The organism is Paraburkholderia sp. HD33-4 (genome assembly GCF_021390635.1).
Classification (GTDB): Bacteria; Pseudomonadota; Gammaproteobacteria; order Burkholderiales; family Burkholderiaceae; genus Paraburkholderia.
In genome coordinates this window covers 1992841-2013194 of sequence record NZ_JAJEJS010000002.1, presented here as the reverse complement: position 1 = coordinate 2013194, position 20354 = coordinate 1992841, and the positions used below count along the sequence as shown (strand labels likewise).

The following is a 20354-nucleotide window of genomic DNA, read 5'->3' as shown; positions in this document are numbered from 1 at the left end:
TAAGGCCCTGGCCCTTGGTGGATTGAAACTGCGACCAAGGGCTTTAAACCCCGTTACACGGGATCCAAATTCAGTAGCCCGCTAGAGACGCAGATCATGCCAAAAGTCGTCAGGATTGAAAACTTCGGCGATGCCGAAGTCATGCAAATTCGCGAAGAAGAAAATGCCCACGTCAAGGCTGGAGAGGCTCGGATCGATCACATCGCGGTCGGTCTGAACTACCTCGACATAATGCACCGCCAGGGGCACTATCCCTTACCCTTGCCGACCGGTCTTGGGGTTGCCGGTTGCGGCGTGATTCGGGAGATAAGATCGGAAAGCACAGAATTGGCCGTGGGCGATGTTGTAGCGTATGCGGGCATTCCACCGGGCAGCTATGCAGAACAGCGGACTGTTCCCGCTGATCGATTAGTGAAACTTCCCCCCGACATCGAACCGACGGTCGCGGCCGCGGCTCTCCAGCACGGAATTACAGCCGCATTCCTGATCGGAGGTGTCTTCCCAGTCAAGCCTGAACATGTTGTGCTTGTTCATGCTGCTGCCGGTGGAGTCGGAACGATTCTCTGCCAGTGGGCGAAGTCGATTGGAGCAACCGTCATTGGTACAGTAGGCAGCCACGAAAAGGTGTCCCACGCGTTCGCACATGGTTGCGATCGCGTCATTGTCTCGACAGTCGAGAATGTCGCGGAGCGCGTGCGCACAATAACCGCCGGGCGCGGTGTCGATGTGGCATACGATTCTGTGGGTGCGGATACTTTTGAATCCTCGCTTAACAGTCTCGCATTTCGAGGCATGCTTGTAAGCTTTGGTTCTGCTTCCGGCGACCCGTCGCCGGTTCCGGTCGGCGACTTGGCCGAGTTCGGTTCGGTCTATCTGACGCGGCCGCGGTTTGTTCACTACACGCGAACCAGGCCGGATCTGTTGCGCTATGCCACAGACTTCTTCGAAAGGATACGCAATGGGCTAAAGGTGCCCATCGGACAGAGCTACAATCTCAACGAAGTCGTTCGGGCTCACCAAGATATCGAAAGTAGGAAAACCAGGGGATCGAGCGTGATCGCATTTTAGGGAATCACGAATTGGTGCGGTCCGCCCGTCATCGAAGGCTTAGCCGAGAGCGTTGTTGCAGACGATTCGTGGCATGGACACTTGAAGTCGAAATGACTGATCACCTTTGCCGATACCGAAAGTGCGAGCATGAGGTGCCTGATGAACGGTCAGCATACCTTAGCGAAGCAGAGGAAACACTTGCATGACAATTGACGTTGAAATGCTGTTTGTGGACTCCCTCGATGGCGCCGAGCGCGTGGCCACATCCATCACGCATAAGGACATCGTAACGGGCTTGTCTGCATCGCTGGCCCCACAGGCCGTCGCCGTGCTGCATATGTTGTATCCTCGCACCGACGCGCGCACGCACGCGAGCCTCGATGCACTGGTGGAGGCGCTCAACCGGCACAGTATGCATCAGGTCGCCCGCCTTATTGCAGAAAAAGCGCACTATCTTCTGTTTCGCAATCCCGCAAAAGCGTGGCGGGTGCTTCACCAGATCCGCAACGATTCGCTTGCTATCGGCGTGCACGTCTACTACAAGGGACTCGCGGGCGGCGTGGCCGAGCAAATGCTCGATGCCGATGCCCATGAGATGCGTCAACGCTAGAAAATTCGCTGCTGGCGCGAATGCGTCTCGCAACATCAACCCGCGCAATAACAATGACGGCATCGACGAATGCACCGGATTTCGTGTCGGAATTAGCAACGCAGTGCTCATGGCTAAGGCTGCCTTCCCGGCTCGGGGCGGTACAACATCGAATGCGTCGGTATCCTAATGAAAGTTGTCGATTAGATACTCGCCCGCGAGATTGAGCGAAATAACGATGACAGATCAAGCGCTCGATATGAGCGTGGAGAAGAGCGGCTATGCCTTTCGAAACAGCGTTGACCAAAGCGCTTGATTTGCGCGTTCCGGTTTTGGCGGCTCCTCTCGGACGAGGATCAAGCGCGGAGTTTCTTGGAGCGATGGCCAATTGCGGCAGCTTCGGGTTTACCGCGCTGATGCATATGCCGGAAGAGACGGTAGGCGACGAGCTGGCGAGAATGAGTCGAGTCACGAACGGTCGGTTTGGTGCGAACCTGACGTTGGTGGTTGACCAGCGCAAGAGACTGGCCGCTGCGCTGGATGCGGGGGTGCGCGTATTTTCCGTGTGGCAGGGAGATGTCGAACCCTATGTTCGTGTCATCAAGGATGCAGGCGGGCTTGTGTTCTGGACGGTGGGTGACCCCGGAGATGCGGCACATGCCAAGGATATTGGCGTTGACTTCATCGTTTCCCAGGGGCGGGAGGCAGGCGGTCATTTGGTAGGAAGCGCGCCTACGATGTCGCTCTTGCCGTCTATTGTCGACGCCGCCAAAGGGGTTCCCGTAGTGGCCGCGGGCGGTATTGCAGAGGGGCGGGGCCTGGTTGCTGCGCTGGCGCTGGGCGCGTGTGGGGTCTGGATGGGATCGCGTTTTGTGGCGAGCGGGGAATCGGCCAATCATCGCGGTTACAAGGAGCGGATTGTTGCAGCTCGGGCAACGGATCTGGTAGAGACTGAGATTTTCGACGCGGGGTGGCAGGAGTCTCCCCATCGGGTGATACGCAATTCCACGTATGCCAGATGGGAGGAGGCCGGCTGTCCACCTGCCGGTCAACGGCCAGGCGAAGGCGAGCGTATATCGCGTTTTCCGAATGGCAAGCCACTCTACCGATATGATGTTGCGGCCGCCTGGGACGCCATGGAGGGAGAGTGGGAGGTAAGTCCGCTGTATGCCGACGCGACGGTTGAACTCATACACGATGTGAAGTCTGTAGCAGAAATCGTTGAGGAAATTGAGGTAACGGCGCGGACCGTGCTCGCAGGCCTCGCGGATTGGCGGACCGGTCGCTAAACAGGTGAAGGCGATCAAGACGAAATTCGCACGAGATTCCCCATGCCGTTGATGAACGGTTTCCGTCGCCTGGCTGCTCTCACGAGACGCATGCCGCGAACTCTACGAAGAGCGTGCGACTTCACCCAGAGTTCCTTGCCATTCAATGGAATGCGAGCAACACGATCCCGTACTAGTCGAACCTACTACCCGCACGCGTAACTGTGTGTCGCGATCCACCTTCCTTGGGCCGGTACTTCACGCCTTGCGCGAAGCATCGCAATTGCATGACCGGTATCCGATGGAAGTAACCATCACCATAAAAGTTAGAAGTGCGTAAGAACTGGATATGTAAATAGGAGATTTTGTAGATGATTTAAAAAATTAAAATCAGGAGACGATATGAAGTGGGATATCAAACTGCGTGGTGTGGTTGTGTTGTCTGTGCTGGCCAATGCGGCGCATGCACAATCCTCCCTTACGCTATACGGCGCAATCGATAACGGGCTTTTGTATCAAAGCACTTCGGCATCGTCTTTTTCGCCGAAGGCAGGCAATAATGGAACGATATGGCAGGATAAAGACGCGGGCTTGTATGCGAGTTTTTGGGGGTTGAAGGGGATTGAGGACATCGGCAATGGATACAAGGCTAACTTAAAACTCCAAGGTTCTTTTTTTAGTAATAGCGGTAAAATCCAGTTATCTGATACGACAGGGGCGACCGCGATCTTCAATCAGGTGGCGACCATCGGGATTTCAGGTCCGTTTGGTGTCATTGATGTTGGCCGGCAATATTCGCCCATGATTTACGCGATGGTAGATACGGACGCCAGGGCAGGAGCATATTTTGGCAGTATTTTAACGGCATGGCTGTCGATGAATCAGGCGGCAGGATGGTCGGGAGCAAACTCAAATCTGCCGATCGGTGCGTTATTCGACAGCAATGCCATCGTGTACCAGTCCCCCAAATTCTATGGCACAACTGTTGAGTTGGAGTATGCGCCGGGTGGGGTGGCAGGCCAGGTACAGGGTGGCACTCGAGAATCCGCTGTCATTAAATATTCAAATTATGGATTAAATGTATCTGCCGTCTACTATAACGGTCGTGATACAAACCCGGTGTCTATGAGTGCACCAACGGGACTCGACAACAACCGGTTTTACTACCTTGGTGCCATGTACCGATACCAGGGGATGTCTGTTTCTGCATCCTACAGTGTTGGGAAGAATCCGGCAAATTCAACACATGCCGATATCGAGATGATTTCGGGCGGAATTGGGTACCAGTTCACACCATGGTTTTCCGTGACATCCGGCTATTATTATTTGCGGGATCGCAACAACACGGCCAATCAATCGGATGCATATTCGATTGGCGCGAACTATTCTTTATCGAAGCGGACCATTACATATTTTCAGGTTGGCCACGTTGATAACAGAGGGGGGATGACCCAATGGATCGCCTATGGCGCGCCTGTTGCTCCGGGAGTATCGACAACTGAAGTGATGATAGGCGTAAGGCACACCTTCTGATTGATATATTCGAACGAAAAGCACAATTTTATGCACAACCCGATGATATCGAAGACGCTGTTGATTATATTGACTTGTGCCGTGTCGGTTAGCGCGTGGTCACAGACCAGCCTGGTTCGCGAGATTCCAGCGGATCAGGCCAAAACTGCTTCCCAACAGCACTTCGGAAAAATGGACAGGCGCGCAGATCGTGCCTTGAGAAGGAGCATCTATAAGGCGCTGGCAAGGTACACGGAGATAGACGCCGGCAATATCAGCGTTGCGGCGAAGAACGGTTTGGTCACGCTGGCTGGGACAGTGTGGGATGCTGGACAGATCGGCACAGTGGAAAGGGTCGTGAGGAGTGCCCCGGGTGTCCTCGACGTGACGAACAAGCTAACGGTCCAGCGTCCGTTTGAAGAGTAAGTAGGCATCTGCCGCAACCCGACTGGTTCAAGGCGTTGCCCTTGCAGTGAGGATCGGTGACGACGAGGTGCTGCGCGTTTGGAAACTGCAATAACAACGCGCGAGATCACGCAGTGAGTCAAGCCACTGTCGAGGATGGGCGCAATGAACCGCACACGCGACAGATGTGATTATCCAGCAGCGCCTAAGGATGTTTCCAGTCGCGACCTGTTTATTCGGGTGTCCGTTGAAGGTATCTTCAATCCTAACGTGATAGCACTACCCGATCACTGCCACTTATTGCGTCGAAGCGGTTTGATACGGGCGACCGAACCGGCTGGCGCCATCGTGAGCGGTGCGGTCGCTGAGGCCGATGTGGTGTCGGTTCAGCATTTCCACTAGTACGAGCGAAATTCTATCTTGGCTTGCCATAAGGTGGCAGCCAAACAACCGGGAGGAAGATGGCATGGCAGGAGAGACGGCAAATTTCGGACTGCGAAACTGGCCGCCGGCACCGGCGACCCGACCATTCGAGCTGACGCCGCGCCAGCAGAAGCTAGTCGATCTGGCACGCGCTGGCCTGGCCGAGCCGTTCCGCGGGATAAGCTGCACCGGCTCGGTCGCCCAGGAGCTAGTCCCGCCGGCCGCTACCGCGGTCTCGCTTGCGCCGCTGGTAGAGGCGGCGCGCGGTTTTCTAGCGAGCCTCGACGTGAAGCAGCGGCGCGCCGCTTGCCTCGCAATTGACGACGAGGCATGGCGGCAGTGGTCCAACTTTCATCCCTGGTTGATACCCCGCAATGGGATCTGCCTCGCCGATCTCGGACACGATCAACGCAAGGCAGCGCTGGCACTGCTGCGCGAGACGATGAGCGGGGCGGGTTATGAGACCGCTCGCGACGTCATGCGACTCAACGAGCACGCCCTCGAAATAACGGGTAAGCCCGAGGAATATAGCGAATGGTATTACTGGGTCAGCATTTTCGGGACGCCGTCGCTGAACGAGCCTTGGGGCTGGCAGATCGATGGGCACCACCTTAACGTCAACTGTTTCGTGGTCGGCGATCAGTTGGTCACGACACCGACCTTGATGGGATCGGAGCCGGTCTTGGCGCGGTTCGGCAAATATAGTGGTCTTCGCGTGTTTGCCGCCGAGGAGGAACAAGGCCATGTGCTGATGAGCACGCTCTCGGCCGAGGCGCGACAACAGGCGACGATCGGCACCGACCTGCCGTGGGAAGTGTTCGCTGGTGCTTATAACGACAACCGCCATATCGAGCCGGGCGGCATCCGTTACCCGGACCTCCCGCAGGAAAGTCGCGAGCGTCTCGAGGCGCTGCTGGCAACGTATATCGGGTACATCCGACCCGGCCATTCGGAATTGCGCTGGGCGGAAGCCAAACGCCACCTTTGCGACACGCAGTTCGCCTGGATAGGGTCATTCGACGATACCAGCCCATTCTATTACCGTATCTTGAGCCCGGTAATCTTGGTCGAATTCGACCACCAGCCCGGCATCGTGTTCGACAACGATAAGCCGTCCCGCGATCACATACACACGCTCGTGCGCACGCCGAATGGCAAGGACTATGGTAAGGACCTGCTGCGCCAGCATTACCTCCGATGGCACACAGACGACCATGGAGCACACACGCAATCACACACCGACGGGGTCGCACGAACGCAGCGCGGCTGAGCGCGCTCGCAAGAGTGCGGCCGAACAGCCGAAGTGACCGTGTGGTCGACGTTTTTGCGGACCGGTCAATAGCCAAACCCGAGATCGCACAACGTCTTTCGCAGAATCCGTATCGGATCATCAAACACTAGGTGAGTGCGAGCATATGCGTCATTTCGGTTCGCACTTATTTCGTTAACCTAACGGAATAAATTCAACATGCATATCGGAGTCCCTGTCGAAACACGGACAAACGAAACCCGCGTGGCCGCAACACCAGAGACCGTCAAGAAATATGTTTCGCAGGGTCATCGCGTCACGGTCCAGTTCGGCGCCGGCGCAGCCGCAAGCTTTCTCGACGAGGCGTACCAGGCGGTTGGCGCGGAACTCGCCGACGCGGCAGCGGCCTTCGGTGCCAATCTCGTGCTCAAGGTTCAGTCGCCCACGGCGAGCGAGCTGCCGCTCATGAAGCGTGGCGCGGTGCTGGTCGGCATGCTTGATCCTTTTAACGCAGAAAACGCACACAAGCTGGCCGAAGCGGGTGTGACCGCGTTTGCGCTCGAGGCCGCACCACGTACCTCGCGCGCGCAGAGCCTCGACGTGCTCTCGTCACAGGCCAACATCGCCGGTTACAAGGCGGTGCTGGTGGCGTCGAACCTCTATCCGCGCTTTGCGCCCATGCTCATGACCGCCGCCGGGACGGTCAAGGCGGCGCGCGTACTGATTCTCGGCGCGGGCGTCGCTGGGCTACAGGCGATCGCGACGGCCAGGCGCCTCGGTGCCATGATCGAGGCGTCCGACGTGCGTCCGGCAGTAAAAGAGCAGATCGAATCGCTCGGTGCGAAGTTCCTCGCCGTGCCATACGAAACGCAGGAGGAACGTGATGCGGCGGTGGGTGTAGGCGGTTACGCGCGGCCGATGCCGCCTTCCTGGCTCAAGCGACAGTCCGCACTCGTGCACGAGCGGGCGAAGCAGGCCGACATCGTCATTTCAACCGCGCTGATTCCGGGCCGCGATGCGCCCGTATTGTTGCCCGCCGAAACCGTTCAGGCGATGAAGCCGGGCTCTGTGGTGATCGACCTTGCGGCAGGGCGCGGACCCATCGCCGATCCGGCCACAGGCCAGCGCGGCGGCAACTGCCAGCTGAGCGAGCCTGACACGGTGGTCGTCAGGCACGGTGTGACGATCGTCGGCTACACCAACCTGGCGTCGATGGTGCCCGCCGACGCATCGGCGCTCTATGCGCGCAACCTGTTCGACTTCCTGAAGCTGATTCTCACCAGGGAAGGCGCATTGAACATCGACATGGCCGACGACATCGTCGCGGCGACACTCCTCACGCGCAACAGCGAAGTTGCGTGTGAGCTATAGCGATAAAGGAGAACGGCGATGGAAATCGTCAGCCATACCGTCATTGATCTAATCATCTTCGTGCTTGCGGTGTACGTCGGCTATCACGTGGTCTGGAATGTCACGCCAGCGTTGCACACGCCGCTCATGGCCGTGACCAATGCGATCTCGGCAATCGTGATCGTCGGCGCTATGCTCGCCACTGGCCTGACCGTCGGCATGCCAGCCAAGCTTTTCGGCACGTTCGCCGTGTTGCTCGCAGCCGTCAATGTGGTCGGTGGGTTCCGCGTCACGCGGCGCATGCTCGAGATGTTCCGCAAGAAGGAACCGAAGAAGGCTGCAGTGAAGGAGGGCGCATAGATGAGCATCAATGTGGTTACGCTGCTTTATCTGGTGGCATCGGTCTGCTTCATCCAGGCGCTCAAGGGCCTTTCGAATCCGAAGAGCGCGCGCGCGGGCGCCGTGTTCGGCATAGCCGGCATGGTGATTGCGATCCAGACTACGCTTGTGATGATCGTGACGAACTCCGCTCGGTTTGACTCGAATCTCAAGCTAGGCCTAGGGCTGCTGATTGGCGCGCTAGTGATCGGCGGCCGCCTCGGCGCATACGTCGCCAGGCGCGTCGAGATGACCAAAATGCCCGAGCTCGTCGCGGCCATGCATTCGCTAATCGGTCTCGCGGCGGTGTGCATCGCGTATGCAGTGGTGTTGGAACCGGCAGCATTCGGCCTCGTTGCCAGGGACGCGTTGTATCCGGGCTTGATTCCCTACGGTAACCGCATCGAACTCTTCATCGGTACGTTCGTGGGTGCGATCACCTTTAGCGGCTCGGTGATCGCGTTCGGCAAGCTCTCGGGGAAATACAGGTTTCGGCTCTTCCAGGGCACACCTGTGGTCTATGCAGGCCAACATCTGATCAACCTGGTGCTCGCGCTCGGCATGATCGCCTGCGGCGTGCTGTTCTACCTCACGCAGTCGTGGCCGCCGTTCATGGTCATGACGGCGATCGCGTTTGTGCTCGGCGTGCTTATCATCATCCCGATCGGCGGCGCGGACATGCCGGTTGTCGTGTCGATGCTGAACTCGTATTCGGGCTGGGCGGCGGCGGGCATCGGCTTCTCGCTGAACAACGCCATGTTGATCATCGCGGGCTCGCTCGTCGGCTCTTCAGGCGCGATTCTCTCGTACATCATGTGCCGCGCGATGAACCGCTCGTTCTTCAACGTGCTGCTGGGCGGCTTCGGCGGCGAGACGGGCGCGTTGACGACGGGCGGCGCGCAGGACCAGCGGCCGGTGAAGTCGGGTTCGGCCGACGACGCCGCGTTCATGCTCGGCAATGCCGAATCGGTCGTGATCGTGCCGGGCTACGGCCTCGCAGTGGCACGCGCACAGCACGCGCTGAAGGAGCTCACCGACAAGCTCGTGGAAAAGGGCGTAGAAGTGCGCTACGCCATCCATCCGGTGGCGGGCCGCATGCCGGGGCACATGAACGTACTCCTCGCGGAAGCCGAAGTGCCTTATGACCGCGTGTTCGAGATGGAGGACATCAATAACGAGTTCGGCCAGGTCGACGTGGTGCTCGTGCTCGGCGCGAACGACGTCGTGAATCCGGCGGCGAAGAACGATCCGAACTCGCCGATTGCGGGCATGCCGATCATCGAGGCGTACAAGGCACGCACGATCATCGTGAACAAGCGCTCGATGGCTGCCGGGTACGCGGGGCTCGACAACGACTTGTTCTATATGGACAAGACGATGATGGTGTTCGGCGACGCGAAGAAGGTGATCGAGGACATGGTGAAGGCCGCCGCGTGACGAGCGGCAGCGCGCAAACACCGGCGGGCGCCGAGAGTGAGCTGGCCGCGGTTCTTCGCGCGACCGTAAAACGCCAGCTCCCGCCTTACCAGCCGGGCATCGCTTCAAGCCAGCGTTGCCCGTCGGCAAACCGCTCGACCAGCATATCGAGAAGCAGCCGGACCTTTGTGCTCAACTGTCGCCGATGGGGGTAGAGCGCGACGATTTCCAGTTCCTGGGTTCGGTAGTCGGGTAGCAGCGGCACCAGCACGCCGGACGCGAGGAGATCGGAAACGACGAACGGGGGGCACAGACACAATCCGAGTCCGGCAGCGGCAGCCGCGCGCAGCACGGTAATGCTGGCAGTGACGAGGTTGCCTGACACGCGCGTGCTCGTTGGATTGCCCTCCGGGTCGACGAAATGAAATTCGTCACGGTAGATCGAATAGGCGTAGAGCAGGCAGTTATGGTCGGCCAGGTCGGCCGGGCTCCGGGGCGTGGAATGCGTTTGGAGGTAGGCGGGCGCGCAGCACAGCACATAGTTCCATCTCGCCAGGGTCCGTCTTATCAGAGTCGAATCAGGAGGGGATGCCGGCATGATCGACAGGTCGAATCCCTCCCGCGCAGGGTCGATGGGGATGACCACGGCATCGGTCCGGAAATCCAGCGAGACATCCGGGTAATCGCCGGCGAAACGGGCGGCGATGGGCGCGACGGACTGTTCCAGTGCCTGGTGACAACGCAGCCGCAGCCGGCCGCGCGGAGTGACCTGCATCGCGCTGGTAATCTCGTCGGCTTCCGCCAGCTCCTGCAAGATTTGCGAGCAGCGCTCGTAATACTCGCGGCCGATCTCGGTCAGACCCACGCTGCGTGTGGTGCGGTTCAACAGACGCACACCGAGGCTGTCTTCGAGCGCCTGAACATGATTGCTGACCGTCGTCGTCGACAGATCGAGTCGGCGCGCCGCCGCTGTAAAGCCGCCGGTCTCGACGACGCGGACAAAGGAGGTAACACTGGCCATCCGATCCATGCGTTCCCTCGAATTATCAGGGCACGGTTGAGAGAGTCACTCTAAGTAGTGGGTGAATCTTAGAGTTAGCCAATATATACTTCAAATATATATTTAGGCCGCCGTCTATAGTCGTGTGGCTATGGTTTGGGAGACACACGGCGTGCGCACGTTCGACCCTTATTTCACGTTGCAAAAGCTCGAAGTGTTCTGCCTTGTCGCAGAACTGCAGAGTGTGACCCGCGCGGCCGACCGGCTATGCGTCGCGCAGCCGGTCGTCACTGCCCATCTGCGCAGCCTGGAGACCAAGCTCGGCGTCTCGCTCGTCAAGCGCGTCGGCCGCAATATCGGTCTCACCGAAGCCGGGGAGCGCGTGTACAAATGGGCAAATGACGTCCTCACGCGCACGCGCGAGATGGAGCGCGAGTTGTCGGGTCTCGAAGATAGCCCCGCCGGCAGCGCAGTCATTGCCGCATCCATGACACCCGGCTCTTATCTACTGCCGGAAGTCGTTTCCGACTTCTATGCAGCCCATCAGGAGGGTTTGGTCAGCATCGAGAACTCGAACCCGCAGGCGGCGCTGGACGCGGTACGCACCGGCGCGTGCGATTTCGCGGTGCTCGTCATGCATCCGTCCGAGAACCGGGATGGTCTGACCGTATACATGCTGTGGGAAGAGGCGTTGCTGCTGGCAAGCGCGCCAGGCAGCAAGCTGACCGGCCCCGTCGCGCAGCCCAATGAGCTGGCCACGCTACCTTTCATCAGCGCGCCACGTCATATCGTTCGTCGCGAACTCGAGGAAGCGCAACTGCGTGAACATGGGATCGAGACCCGCAACGTGATCCTCGAGTTTGGCCATCCGGAATCGCAGAAGCACGCGGTCAAACGCGACCTGGGCTTGTGCTTCTTTCTCGAGTCCGCAATCCGGCTGGACGTTGAACGCGGCGAACTGCAGGTCGTGCAGACGCCCGGGCTGGAGATGTCGGTTCCGCTTTTTCTCATTCACCGGCGTGACAAAGTGCTGTCGCCGTTCCAGAAGGCACTGACGGAACACATCATGGCTTCCCGGCCCGCTGTGAGATCGCCGGTAGCCTAGCGTTGCACAAACTTGCGGCCGCCCCCCATTGTCAAAGCGATATTCAAATGTCCGCTTTCCGGCCAGATTGAAATGTCTGGGTTTCAGGGGTTCAGATTCTGTCTTTCATGGGGTAGAGGCGGTGCCAGGCAACCGCTTCGGTCAGCCGAATGTGAAGCTGAACACGTGCACGCCTGAGTCGAGGAATTCGATTTCGAACGTCCGGTCTTCCACCGGACCACGCTGACGCACGAGTTGATACAGACGCGCGTTCGTCACCGTGCCGGTCCCGTCGCTGGCGACGTCCGTACCGTGCCCGTCGCCGGGCGGCTTGCCGTCGACCGTGACCCTGAAGCGCACGGGCTTGCCGTCCGCAGTCGGCCCCAACACCAGATGCAGGTCGCGGGCGTGGAAGCGAAACGCGATCCGCGCGTTCGGCGCGGTCGGTACGGCGGATTCGGCCCCGATGTTCCAGTGACCCGCGAGCCCCCAGTTGTTGATCGACAATTGCGCGGGCACCGTGTATGCCGCTGTGGCATCCGCATTCACGCGCTGCGGCGATGAGAAGCCCTGCGCCTGCCGGTAACCCACGTAGGTCTCCTCCGAGCCTATGTCTGCCGGATCTGCAGCAGCTTGCGCGCCTGTCGCCCGCACCTGTTGCGGATTGCCGCCGGGCATCGCGTGGCCGTTTTCGGCCAGCAGTTGCTGGATGGCCCGCTCCGCTTCGCCATAGCTGCTTTCGCCGAAGTGGTGATATCTGATGCGTCCTTGTGCATCGACGATGTAGAACGCCGGCCAGTACTGGTTGCCGAAAGCCTGCCAGATCCCATAGTTGTTATCGATCGCAACCGGGTAGTGGATGTTCAGGTCCGTCAGCGCCCGCTTGACGTTGCCTGTATCGTGCTCAAAGCCGAACTCCGGCGTGTGCACGCCAATCACGACGAGGCCGTCATTGCGGTAGCGATCCGCCCATGTCTTCAGATACGGCAAGGTGCGCAGGCAGTTGATGCAGGAGTACGTCCAGAAGTTGACCACCACCACCTTGCCGCGTAACGCATCGCTGGAAAGCGGTATTGTGTTCAGCCACGCGGTCGCGCCGTCGAGCGGAGGCAGGCGCCCCTCGACTGGCAGCGCGGCTGGCATCGACACACGGATGATGCGGCCAGGCTGCACCATGCTCACCGGTTGCCGCACCTTGCGCACCGGTTCACTCGACGCGAGCAGCGCGACCAGGCTGCTCTCCAGGCCATTCGTCGGGGCACCCGGCACGTACGCAAGGACTCGGGTGTCCAGGCCCGATGCGATTGCCGCCACCGTGAGCAGGACGAGCGCGCCCATGGCGCGGCGTAGCCCTTCGCCGACGCCGAACGAACGCTTGAGCAGATCCAGCGATCGCTTGCCCAGCCCGGATACCACTGCCAACGAGCTCGCGGCGCCGACGGCATAGGCGGCAAGGGCAACCCCGGTCCGCCAGGTCGCGCCATGCAGCGCAGCGCCAGTCAGGATCAGGCCAAGGATCGGTCCCGCGCATGGCGCCCACAACAGGCCGGTCGCCGCGCCGAGCAACACTGCGGAGCCGATCTGGCGGGTCGCGCCATGACCTTGCGAGCGCGACATCATGCGGTCGGCAAGCGCGGACAACGGACGAGACAGCTTTGCTGCGATCGTCGGAAACAGCAGCGTCGCACCGAACCCGGCGAAGAGCGCGAGCGAAATCCAACGCCCATATTCGCTCAGTTGCGCGGCCCCGGCGAGGCCCGCGGCACCGAGTCCGGTCACCAGCGCAAAGGTTCCCGCGAGGCCGAGAAGCATAGGCAGACGACCCGTGGCGAACGGAGCGTCGGAGCGCGCAAACACGAACGGCACGACGGGCAGGATGCAGGGGCTCAGGATGGTGAACGCGCCCCCCAGAAATGCAATGATAATAAGTAACATGAGATCTGTATCCCGAGAGCAGACGGTTGGATGGACCGGCCTCGAACGCCGGTGCCAACCGGCATACCAGGCCATGTGCCGTATTTCAGCGCTCTCATGTATCGGGAAGATTTCAGGAACGGTGCAATTGCGCAACGGCATGTATCGGCCGCCGCCTTGGACACACACTGATACAAAACCTCGGCCGCTACCTGCCGTGTCAGCATGGGGGTGCGGCGCAGCGTAGCGATCGGCTTTGTATCTCAATGTACCTGAGCGACATGCAGACACACGACCTTGCATATCAGCCGGTGGTGGACATATGCGAGATACGTTGACGCGCTCCAATAGCTCAAATGATGAACGATTGGAGAAACCGTCATGTTTGATCGTCTGAAGATTTTCACTGTTACTGCCGCGCTCGCCGGTGCTGCTTTACTGGCCGGCGTCGTTTACGCCGGAGGCGAAATCGGTCAGTCCAACTCAAGCTCAATGCGGACCGGAGCACCCGCGCCAGATTTCACGGGGATCACTAGTTGGATCAATAGCCCGCCCCTCGATATGAAGCAGTTGCGTGGCAAGGTGGTGCTCGTCGATTTCTGGACGTTCGATTGCATCAACTGCGCGCACACGATTCCGTACGTCAAGGACTGGTATGCGCGATATCACGACAAGGGGCTGGTGGTTGTCGGCGTGCATACACCCGAATATTCTTTCGAGCACAAAACCGAAAATCTGCAGAACGCGGTCAAGCGTTTCGGCATCGAGTATCCGATTGCGCAGGACAACCAATATGCAACCTGGAATGCGTACGGCAATCAATATTGGCCCGCGCTCTATCTGTTCGATCAGCAAGGCCGGCTGGTCTATTCCCATTTCGGCGAAGGGAACTATGCAGAGACGGAAAAGACGATCCGCGGTCTGCTTGGCATCGGCGACAAGCGAAGCTGAAGTCACGGCCTGCCGCAGCGGCAGGCTGTTCACCGCACAGGATGGTGTCAACGCCAGAGGGTGATCCGCGAGCGATTGCCACACTTGACCAGTTACGTCGCACCGATCTACGTGAGCGAAGCCTTGTAGCCACCGTAATCATCAGACACCAGCTTGCCATGCCAGTTATCCAGGAACGCTCCGGCATGCTCTATTGCCGCTTCGGCAATGCGCCGACGGCTTTCGGCGCCATCCTGTCTGGAGTTTCCCCGGTTATTTTTTTGATCGGGGCTGTTTCGTCATACGTTCGATTGCGCATCGATGCCACGCCTGTCCCGCACCATCGCGAGCAGCAGCGCCGTCAGTCCACACAAGGCGACGAGCGTCAGCAACGCGCCCTTGCCCCAATGGACCAGCACCCAACCTCCGAGCGCCGGAAAGCCAAACACGCCGATGAAATATGACGTGACGAACCACGTTAGCGTGGCGTGCCGATACGTTGCAGTGGAATCGTTGACGGCCTGAGTCTGGATGATCGGATAGACGAGCCCGTACCCGGTGCCGAGCAACACCGCGCCGGCCGAATGGAACAACACGTGATACGGCACCCCGACCATCGCCGCGATACCGAGCAGCATAAGCACGAGCAGCACGTTCGTGGCGACTTCGCGACGCACCTTGATCACGAACTGCCCGAGCAGCCATCGTGTTGCCACGACCGTAACGGTGTAGACGCTGAAGAACGTGCTCGCTTGCGCACGAGTCCCTTTAACCATCGACATCTGGAACGTCATCAACCCCGAGAACACACAGGTTCCCAAGGCGATCATGGCAATCGGATAAACGGCGCGCGTACGGAAGATCGCGCGGGCGTCGCGCAGCCATCGTTCCTGCACCGGCGAGGCGTGCGTTCGCGGCGCGACCCGGCCGAAGATCTCCAGCATGAGCGCTGCGATCACGCACAGGCCGCCGATCATGTAGAGCACGCTGCCGACCGTCCAGTGCCAGTAGCGAATCGTGAACGCCGCGAGAGCCGGACCGCCGCTCATGCCTGTCATCTGAAACGTGCCGAGACGGAGAAACCAGCGGCCGCGATTCGCATCGCTTGTGCGCTCGGCCAACGACATCGGCGCGGCCAGATAGAAGGCGCCCCAGCCGAAGCCCATGAGGAACCCGGGCACCACGTTGAACGGGCTCACGCGCCCGAAGAACGCGAAACCTGCGACAGCCATGCCAACGCATAGTGCTGAGAGAGCGGTCATGCGCGCGGCCCCGATGTGCTGAGCGAACCATCCGACGAGCGGCACGCCGATAAAGGTGCCGACCATCGCCCCTGCGAGCGCCTCTCCAGTATCGAGGTCATTCCCGCCGAGGGTCCGGAAGTGCATAGAAAAGAGAAAGGTCGCGCCATACCCGCATGCCGTGAGCAAGGTACCGACAAGCACGAAAAGGGCGCTGAATGGGCGCATAGTGGATGTCCGTGACACCGACAAAAGCGGGCGCGTGTGCGAGTGGATGCTTCCGCTTCTCATGATCGCATGACGGTTAAGGGCGTGCAGTGCGAGGCGCGTTCAGCGGCCAAAGACCGGTCTGCAGAAGCTCACCGGTCTCGCGCGTGCTGAGCCGTGGACTGGCTTCAGCGAGACGAACGACTGTTGATGGCCGGTAATACCCGCTGAGCGACGCCGCCTCAAAGCTGCCGATGGCGCAAGGAAATATATTCGAACGTGAGCTTACGGCGCGGTAAGTCGAGAGCGTACAGTCGGCCACAGGGCGACGTTCTTTGCCACCGGCAAAGCGTCAGCCAGGCGACTGCTTGACGCGCCTGAGCAGTCGTCCGCAGCCGGGGGCAAAAACTATCGCTGGCCCGCTCGCCGAACGGTGGGGCCGTCAGGCACTTTCGCGGTCGACTATTGCAAACCCTGTGTCTACACGCAACCTGGGAGGCGACGGCTGCTGCATGCCGAGTCTGCCCAATAGCGCCTCGGCAGCCAGTCGTCCGATCGTTGCGCCGTCTATACGTACCGTTGAAAGCGCAGGATGGACATGCGCGGCGGTACTCAGGTCGCCAAAGCCCATGACGGCGACGTCTTGTGGAATACCGATACCGCGCCTGGCAGCGTCGGCGAGAATGCCCTGCGCAAGAGTATCAGTACTGCACGCAATAACGTCGGGCAAGCCTTTTTCCAGCAGGCGGACAAACCCTTCACGCCCGGTTTGCAGAGTCGCGGGAGCGGGCATAACCTCCAGTGGTACATCGCCTACGCCATGGCGCTTTAACTCATCGATAACGCTCATACTCCGCCGCAGGCCCCGAGGATCGTCGGCCGACAGGACGGCGAAGCGTCGATAGTTCTTCTGCAGAAGATGACGCGCAACGGCGCTGCCGACGGCTTCATGCGAGAAACCGACCAGCATGTCGATCGGGTCGTCGGTCAGATCCCATATTTCCACAATCGGCACCTTCGTTTTGCGCAGCCGCTCGCGCGTGAGCGGCGAATGGTCCGTGCCGGTCAGGACGATGGCGTCCGGTCGCCGCCCGAGCAACGTTTCCACGAGTTGTTCCTCGCGCTCGGGCAGGTAGTCAGTCAAACCGAGCAACGTCTGGTAGCCGGCCGCGCCCAGCGTCGACATCATGGCCTGCACCATATCCGTAAAGATGGACGTCGCGATGGTCGGCAACAGTAGCGCGACCAGATGACTCCTGTTCGTAGCCAGCGCGCCCGCAAGCATGTTCGGCACGTAACCGGTGGCGCGCACGGCATCGAGCACGCGTTGCCGCGTCTCTTCACGTACGAGCTCAGGCCGTTTGAGGGTGCGCGATACCGTCATTCCGGTGACGCCGGGTCGTGGCGGGATAGCACCCGTCTGCCACACACATCTGATCAGCGCTTTTCGGTCCGCGTGGTCGAAGGGGGAAGGGGCTCTCCTTGACTCAGGCCTTTCAATGGGTGTGGCACTACAACTGGGTATCTCCAAGCCTCTGACACTCGCCTCTCGGCGGCCGCGGATGCCAGGTGTTACTGCTGGTGGATGGCCACTCCCGCGACCCGCCGCTGGCGTCGCACTCTCAGGCGGGCAACGGCGGGTAACTGCGGGGTCCAGTCATCCAAGTCGGCTTCTCAGGGGCAGCGGTTCGGCCATTGCAGACCCTCAGCTACCGACCCTGATCGGGCGGCTGCACGGTGCTAACCGGCCGTTCGCCCGAGCCGGCTCGGGAGCGGCGACTCTCACATCGGTGAACGCGTACTTTGCGAACCGCTGAAGTCGTGCCCGGGGTGCGGGAGTGGTGTTCTGCAATTGAAGTCAGGCAAGCACCGAGCGTTCTATGGCTGCAGCCGATTTCCTGCCTGCGATTACAAGCGCAAGGCGACCGAGCAGGACAGCGCGGCGCACAGGCAAGACATGGATCAGTCGTATCGCATCCGCGAGCCGGTAAAAGCCGGCGACAGTTGCCTGATCTGCGGGCACGGCGTGCAGCAGCAGAGGAACGGTCGAAATGGTCTTTTCCTTGGATGTTCGCGCTTTCGTGCAGGCTGCAGGGCGACGTCGAACATATCGAGTCAGTCGACCACCTAGCTAGGAAGGCTGAGCCGCCGAGTTCCGTGCCTCTCGTGACGAAATGACCGTCACTAGGTGCGTGGTGTGGCCTGCTCCCGACAGCATGAGGTGCGTTTTTCTTGCCTACGCCTGCTGGAGAGAATGGCCGGATTGGGTGTGCGCCGTGAAAAGGTGGCGCTTTCCAGCGGGTGCAAGCCCCGCCCGGCAACCGCTCCAGCCGGAAGCAACCTATAAGGACTTTCCCTTTTTGCAAGCTTGGGGATCATTCGGTCATTGATTGATTCCGATGTTGTGACGGACGCGGTGGCGGATCGGCGGCGGGGCGAGAAAAAGGCTCGGAGCCGAGCGGATGCAGCGAACGCTGATCAGTCTCCAACGCTTAAAGGACGCACCGCGGAACGTTTCCGGTAAGTGCTCACGCGTCCAAAGGTTGCAACTGCTCATGCACGGCGAATATCCGGGCGGTCACCCTTCGGTCCGCCGTCTTTGCTCGACAGAGGGATCGGCTTCGGTGAAAGCTTTCAGCGATGCAGCCTCATCAGCGATACGCACAAGCGTTGGGTAAGCAATGAGAGGAACACCGAACCGACGCGCGTTCCACACCTGCGGCACCAGGCAGACATCTGCTACCGTGGGCCGGTTGCCGTACACCAAACGTCCCGTGTGGGGACTCGTTGAGAACATTTTCTCGAGCGCAGAAAACCCGCTCGATATCCAGTTTGCGATCCAGGTCTTTTTTTGTTCCTCGTCCGCGCCGAAAGTCGTCTGAAGATACTTGAGGACCCTCAGGTTGTTGAGAGGATGTATATCGCATGCGATGAGATATGCGACGGATCGCACGTATGCCCGATCCGTTGCGGATGTTGGCAGCAAAGGCGGCTGCGGGTAGGTCTCATCCAGGTATTCAATGATCGCAAGCGACTGAGCAATCGGGATCGCTTCGCTTTCTCTGACCAACAGCGTCGGGACGGCTTGCGCTGGATTGATCGCGCGGTATGCCGAGCTGAACTGCTCGCCGCCATCTTGCAGGAGATGCACCGGAATCGTGTCAAAGACCACATTCTTGAGGTTCAATGCGATTCGTACGCGAAACGACGCGGAGCTCCGGAAATAGTCATAGAGGGTAACGTTGTTGTCCATAACGTTAGGCTCCCAAGGTTAAAACCGGTGACGGATGCCGACGCGAACGCCGGTCTGGACGTCCGAGCTGGATGGGGCGCCGTAAGCTGCCTGAACCTGTGCGCCAAAAGCGTGATCGTGGCCCAACGTTGCAACCATGTAGACATCGGTCCGTTTGGAGAGGAGGTAGTCCGCCGTCACGATCACCTGATTGGCGCTTCCCAGATCGTTGTTTCGTTTCTGATACTGGAATGCGGCCGCGAGGTTGAATGCAGAGTACAACGCGTAGCTCGCGCCGGCATCGAAGGTCGTCGCGCGAGGACGGTCTCCTCCCGTCAGTTGCACATCAGTGATATTCCCAAAAAGCGTAGATTTTCCGATGGCATACGATGCGCCGCCCGCATACTCGGTAGAGTTCGACGAAGGCGTCGCGTTGTGAATCGACATGTAGGCGAGCGCGGCGCTGAACGGACCGTTCCCATAGCTGATCATAAAGTTGCTGGAACTATTGGTTCCGAGCGAGCCCGCCACGTTGCCGAAGCCGTACATCGCGCCGAAGGTGAATCCACCGATCGTCGGCGATTGATACTTGACCGCATTGTTGACTTCGTCGCCCCAGATGCGATTGTCGAGCGTGTATCCCCCGGCTGCGTACGCGGGCAAGCTCCACGCAAGAAGACCAGCGGGCGACATGGCGCCCATCGCATAGGCCCAGAAGTTATCACCGATGAAATCATATTGGCGGCCCAAGGTCAGCGTTCCCCACGGACCCACCAGGCCCACGTATGCCTGACGTCCGAACATGAGTCCTCCCTGGCCTAGCGCACCGGTGCCGAGCTGAAATCCGTTCTCGAGGACGAACACCGCTTTTAGCCCTCCGCCAAGATCTTCGCTGCCTTTCAGTCCCCAGCGATCGCCTTGTGACGACCCGGACACGAACTGGACGTTCGATCCGTGGCCGGCCGGCGTCACGACATTGTTCGTGTAAGTGATGCCTGCATCCATCAGGCCGTAAAGCGTCACTGATGACTGTGCGAATGCAGAACCGCAGCACAACGCAAAGCAAGTTACCGCAATGATTTTTACTTTCATTTGTTATCCTAACG

At 59.7% G+C, this 20354-nt stretch carries 19 protein-coding genes; 13 read left to right on the top strand and 6 right to left on the bottom strand.

What is annotated here, in order from left to right; all coding sequences use genetic code 11:
• Positions 1–96: 96 nt before the first annotated feature.
• The 10 genes from L0U84_RS29140 to L0U84_RS29095 all read left to right on the top strand — a co-directional run bounded on the left by L0U84_RS29140 (position 97) and on the right by L0U84_RS29095 (position 9661).
• Positions 97–1068, top strand: a complete 972-nt coding sequence (locus tag L0U84_RS29140; RefSeq protein WP_233855387.1) for a quinone oxidoreductase family protein — start codon at positions 97–99, stop codon at positions 1066–1068.
• Between the two features lie 184 nt (positions 1069–1252).
• Positions 1253–1660, top strand: coding sequence for a hypothetical protein (locus L0U84_RS29135; RefSeq protein ID WP_233855385.1), 408 nt, complete (start codon positions 1253–1255; stop codon positions 1658–1660).
• Positions 1661–1920: 260 nt separating this feature from the next.
• Entirely contained in the window at positions 1921–2928 is a 1008-nt protein-coding gene (locus L0U84_RS29130) for an NAD(P)H-dependent flavin oxidoreductase (RefSeq protein ID WP_233855377.1), read from the top strand.
• Positions 2929–3309: 381 nt separating this feature from the next.
• On the top strand, positions 3310–4440 hold the full coding sequence (locus L0U84_RS29125) for a porin (RefSeq protein WP_233855375.1): 1131 nt from the start codon (positions 3310–3312) through the stop codon (positions 4438–4440).
• A 30-nt stretch (positions 4441–4470) separates the two neighbouring features.
• Positions 4471–4845 carry a BON domain-containing protein gene (locus L0U84_RS29120; RefSeq protein WP_233855360.1) on the top strand — a complete coding sequence of 125 codons (375 nt, stop codon included), beginning with the start codon at positions 4471–4473 and terminating at the stop codon, positions 4843–4845.
• Between the two features lie 144 nt (positions 4846–4989).
• On the top strand, positions 4990–5226 hold the full coding sequence (locus tag L0U84_RS29115) for a hypothetical protein (RefSeq protein WP_233855359.1): 237 nt from the start codon (positions 4990–4992) through the stop codon (positions 5224–5226).
• 64 nt (positions 5227–5290) lie between these two features.
• On the top strand, positions 5291–6517 hold the full coding sequence (locus L0U84_RS29110) for a DUF3500 domain-containing protein (RefSeq protein ID WP_233855357.1): 1227 nt from the start codon (positions 5291–5293) through the stop codon (positions 6515–6517).
• 198 nt (positions 6518–6715) lie between these two features.
• The gene (locus L0U84_RS29105) at positions 6716–7867 is read left to right on the top strand and encodes a Re/Si-specific NAD(P)(+) transhydrogenase subunit alpha (RefSeq protein WP_233855355.1); all 1152 of its coding nucleotides are present in this window, start codon (positions 6716–6718) and stop codon (positions 7865–7867) included.
• A gap of 18 nt (positions 7868–7885) precedes the next feature.
• Positions 7886–8206 carry an NAD(P) transhydrogenase subunit alpha gene (locus tag L0U84_RS29100; protein WP_233855353.1) on the top strand — a complete coding sequence of 107 codons (321 nt, stop codon included), beginning with the start codon at positions 7886–7888 and terminating at the stop codon, positions 8204–8206.
• Entirely contained in the window at positions 8207–9661 is a 1455-nt protein-coding gene (locus tag L0U84_RS29095; RefSeq protein WP_233855351.1) for an NAD(P)(+) transhydrogenase (Re/Si-specific) subunit beta, read from the top strand. It abuts the gene before it with no gap.
• Positions 9662–9746: 85 nt separating this feature from the next.
• On the opposite strand, the gene L0U84_RS29090 is transcribed toward L0U84_RS29095, so the two are convergent.
• The gene (locus L0U84_RS29090) at positions 9747–10670 is read right to left on the bottom strand and encodes a LysR substrate-binding domain-containing protein (protein ID WP_233855349.1); all 924 of its coding nucleotides are present in this window, start codon (positions 10668–10670) and stop codon (positions 9747–9749) included.
• A 142-nt stretch (positions 10671–10812) separates the two neighbouring features.
• Between L0U84_RS29090 and L0U84_RS29085 the strand changes: the two genes are divergently transcribed.
• Positions 10813–11745 (top strand): LysR family transcriptional regulator, encoded by a 933-nt coding sequence (locus L0U84_RS29085; RefSeq protein ID WP_233855347.1) that lies wholly within the window; start codon positions 10813–10815, stop codon positions 11743–11745.
• Positions 11746–11886: 141 nt separating this feature from the next.
• Here the strand turns inward: L0U84_RS29085 and L0U84_RS29080 are convergent, their stop codons facing one another.
• The gene (locus L0U84_RS29080) at positions 11887–13659 is read right to left on the bottom strand and encodes a cytochrome c biogenesis protein DipZ (RefSeq protein WP_233855345.1); all 1773 of its coding nucleotides are present in this window, start codon (positions 13657–13659) and stop codon (positions 11887–11889) included.
• Between the two features lie 360 nt (positions 13660–14019).
• Between L0U84_RS29080 and L0U84_RS29075 the strand changes: the two genes are divergently transcribed.
• Entirely contained in the window at positions 14020–14589 is a 570-nt protein-coding gene (locus L0U84_RS29075) for a thioredoxin family protein (protein ID WP_233855343.1), read from the top strand.
• Between the two features lie 278 nt (positions 14590–14867).
• On the opposite strand, the gene L0U84_RS29070 is transcribed toward L0U84_RS29075, so the two are convergent.
• Both L0U84_RS29070 and L0U84_RS29065 read right to left on the bottom strand, forming a co-directional pair.
• Positions 14868–16037 (bottom strand): MFS transporter, encoded by a 1170-nt coding sequence (locus tag L0U84_RS29070; protein ID WP_233855341.1) that lies wholly within the window; start codon positions 16035–16037, stop codon positions 14868–14870.
• Positions 16038–16458: 421 nt separating this feature from the next.
• The gene (locus L0U84_RS29065; RefSeq protein ID WP_233855339.1) at positions 16459–17400 is read right to left on the bottom strand and encodes a LacI family DNA-binding transcriptional regulator; all 942 of its coding nucleotides are present in this window, start codon (positions 17398–17400) and stop codon (positions 16459–16461) included.
• A 402-nt stretch (positions 17401–17802) separates the two neighbouring features.
• Here L0U84_RS29065 and L0U84_RS44260 point away from each other — a divergent pair, with 402 nt between their 5' ends.
• Complete coding sequence (locus tag L0U84_RS44260) at positions 17803–18147, top strand: topoisomerase DNA-binding C4 zinc finger domain-containing protein (protein ID WP_442794088.1); 345 nt, start codon at positions 17803–17805, stop codon at positions 18145–18147.
• A gap of 447 nt (positions 18148–18594) precedes the next feature.
• On the opposite strand, the gene maiA is transcribed toward L0U84_RS44260, so the two are convergent.
• Complete coding sequence (gene maiA / locus L0U84_RS29060) at positions 18595–19269, bottom strand: maleylacetoacetate isomerase (RefSeq protein ID WP_233855337.1); 675 nt, start codon at positions 19267–19269, stop codon at positions 18595–18597.
• 18 nt (positions 19270–19287) lie between these two features.
• Positions 19288–20340: a porin gene (locus L0U84_RS29055; RefSeq protein ID WP_233855335.1), complete on the bottom strand. Its 1053-nt coding sequence runs from the start codon at positions 20338–20340 to the stop codon at positions 19288–19290.
• Between the last annotated feature and the right edge of the window lie 14 nt (positions 20341–20354).

Bases quoted from the DNA above. Each gene is read 5' to 3' on its own strand.
- maiA (WP_233855337.1), bottom strand. From the start codon at position 19,269: ATGGACAACAACGTTACCCTCTATGACTATTTCCGGAGCTCCGCGTCG.
- L0U84_RS29110 (WP_233855357.1), top strand. From the start codon at position 5,291: ATGGCAGGAGAGACGGCAAATTTCGGACTGCGAAACTGGCCGCCGGCA.
- L0U84_RS29105 (WP_233855355.1), top strand. From the start codon at position 6,716: ATGCATATCGGAGTCCCTGTCGAAACACGGACAAACGAAACCCGCGTG.
- L0U84_RS29120 (WP_233855360.1), top strand. From the start codon at position 4,471: ATGCACAACCCGATGATATCGAAGACGCTGTTGATTATATTGACTTGT.
- L0U84_RS29125 (WP_233855375.1), top strand. From the start codon at position 3,310: ATGAAGTGGGATATCAAACTGCGTGGTGTGGTTGTGTTGTCTGTGCTG.
- L0U84_RS29100 (WP_233855353.1), top strand. From the start codon at position 7,886: ATGGAAATCGTCAGCCATACCGTCATTGATCTAATCATCTTCGTGCTT.
- L0U84_RS29070 (WP_233855341.1), bottom strand. From the start codon at position 16,037: ATGCGCCCATTCAGCGCCCTTTTCGTGCTTGTCGGTACCTTGCTCACG.
- L0U84_RS29055 (WP_233855335.1), bottom strand. From the start codon at position 20,340: ATGAAAGTAAAAATCATTGCGGTAACTTGCTTTGCGTTGTGCTGCGGT.
- L0U84_RS29130 (WP_233855377.1), top strand. From the start codon at position 1,921: ATGCCTTTCGAAACAGCGTTGACCAAAGCGCTTGATTTGCGCGTTCCG.
- L0U84_RS29065 (WP_233855339.1), bottom strand. From the start codon at position 17,400: ATGACGGTATCGCGCACCCTCAAACGGCCTGAGCTCGTACGTGAAGAG.
- L0U84_RS29140 (WP_233855387.1), top strand. From the start codon at position 97: ATGCCAAAAGTCGTCAGGATTGAAAACTTCGGCGATGCCGAAGTCATG.
- L0U84_RS29095 (WP_233855351.1), top strand. From the start codon at position 8,207: ATGAGCATCAATGTGGTTACGCTGCTTTATCTGGTGGCATCGGTCTGC.
- L0U84_RS29075 (WP_233855343.1), top strand. From the start codon at position 14,020: ATGTTTGATCGTCTGAAGATTTTCACTGTTACTGCCGCGCTCGCCGGT.
- L0U84_RS29090 (WP_233855349.1), bottom strand. From the start codon at position 10,670: ATGGATCGGATGGCCAGTGTTACCTCCTTTGTCCGCGTCGTCGAGACC.
- L0U84_RS29135 (WP_233855385.1), top strand. From the start codon at position 1,253: ATGACAATTGACGTTGAAATGCTGTTTGTGGACTCCCTCGATGGCGCC.
- L0U84_RS29080 (WP_233855345.1), bottom strand. From the start codon at position 13,659: ATGTTACTTATTATCATTGCATTTCTGGGGGGCGCGTTCACCATCCTG.
- L0U84_RS29115 (WP_233855359.1), top strand. From the start codon at position 4,990: ATGAACCGCACACGCGACAGATGTGATTATCCAGCAGCGCCTAAGGAT.